Origin of the sequence: Pseudomonas sp. GM84, assembly GCF_000282535.1 — a bacterium.
GTDB lineage: Bacteria > Pseudomonadota > Gammaproteobacteria > Pseudomonadales > Pseudomonadaceae > Aquipseudomonas.
In genome coordinates, this window is the sequence record NZ_AKJC01000382.1 from 1 (window position 1) to 1,494 (window position 1,494).

The following is a 1,494-nucleotide window of genomic DNA, read 5'->3' on the forward strand; positions in this document are numbered from 1 at the left end:
CAAGCCGGCTCCCACAGGAGCATCAGCAGCCTCCAGGCTTACGCTGTACCTGTGGGAGCCGGTCTTGCCGGCGATGGGCCGCAAAGCGGCCCCACTGCCGCTCGACCGAAGCCGCAATCACTCTCGAGCAATCTTGTCATTTCCCAAGGCTTGGGACAGGGTCTATACCACTGACATCCCTGCCAAAGGAACAACCCCATGTCAAAGCTATATCCCAGTATTGATCCTGAGGGGCTGGTCGAGTACTCGGTGGTCTACACCGACCGCTCGCTCAACCACATGTCGCAGTCATTCCAAAGCGTGATGAACAACATTTCCGCAACACTGAAACAGGTCTACAACGCCCAGGCTGTTGCGGTAGTCCCGGGCAGCGGCACATTCGGCATGGAAGCGGTAGCGCGCCAGTTTGCCACCGACCAGCAATGCCTGGTGATACGAAACGGCTGGTTCAGTTATCGCTGGAGCCAGATCCTTGAGATGGGCAACATCCCGGCGGCCACCACGGTGCTGAAAGCCCGCCCGATCGACACAGGTCGCCAAGCTGCCTTCGCGCCACCCCCTTTGGACGAAGTGCTGGCAGCCATTGAGGCGCAGAAGCCGCAGGTTGTTTTCGTCCCCCACGTTGAAACCTCATCAGGGATCATCCTGCCCGATGACTACCTGCGGGCCGTCGGCGACGCCGTGCATGCGGCGGGTGGCCTGTTCGTGCTGGACTGTATCGCTTCAGGCGCGCTTTGGGTCGATATGCACAAGTGCGCAGTCGACCTGCTGATCAGCGCGCCGCAGAAAGGCTGGAGCGCCTCCCCTTGTTGCGCCCTGGTGATGCTCAGCGCTTTGGCCCTGGAGCGCATCGAGCAGACGCAAAGCAGCAGCTTTGCCTGCGACCTGAAAAAGTGGCTGCAGATCATGCAGGCCTACGAACAGGGCGGACATGCCTACCATGCAACGATGCCCAGCGATTCCCTCGCGCGATTCAACGAAGTGATGAAAGAGATGCAAGCCTACGGTTTCGAAAAGCTCCGCGGCGAACAACAGCGCTTGGGCGATCGGGTGCGCGCCATGTTGACCGGCAAAGGCATCAAAAGCGTGGCCGCAGCCGGCTTTCAAGCCCCTGGCGTAGTGGTGAGCTACACCGATGATGCCGGCATCAGGAGCGGCAAGAAATTTGCCGACCACGGCCTACAGATCGCCGCTGGCGTGCCGTTGCAATGCGACGAGCCGGCCGACTTCCAGACCTTCCGCATCGGTCTGTTCGGACTCGAAAAGCTGCACAATATCGAGCGCACGGTCAGCACCCTCGAGCAGGCTCTGGACGAGGTGATGGCGAACTAAGTTGGGGCAATTCAAAGCGGCCACCTGTCGAAAGCTCTTTTGTCAGTGCCGGCCTCATCGCCGGCAAGCCGGCTCCCACAGGAGTATCACCGGCCCCATGGCTTGCGTTGTGCCTGTGGGAGCCGCGCTTGCCGGCGATGGGCCGCGAAGCGGCCCCAACAT

The 1,494-nt window shown here is 61.0% G+C and carries 1 protein-coding gene; it reads left to right on the plus strand.

Going from position 1 to position 1,494, the window contains the following annotated elements:
* Positions 1–198 precede the first annotated feature (198 nt).
* Positions 199–1,332: an aminotransferase class V-fold PLP-dependent enzyme gene (locus tag PMI38_RS26080; protein WP_008101197.1), complete on the plus strand. Its 1,134-nt coding sequence runs from the start codon at positions 199–201 to the stop codon at positions 1,330–1,332.
* The last annotated feature ends 162 nt before the right edge of the window (positions 1,333–1,494 follow it).

What these genes read in the sequence shown, in the direction of transcription:
- PMI38_RS26080 (WP_008101197.1), top strand. Translation starts at nt 199, where the DNA reads ATGTCAAAGCTATATCCCAGTATTGATCCTGAGGGGCTGGTCGAGTAC.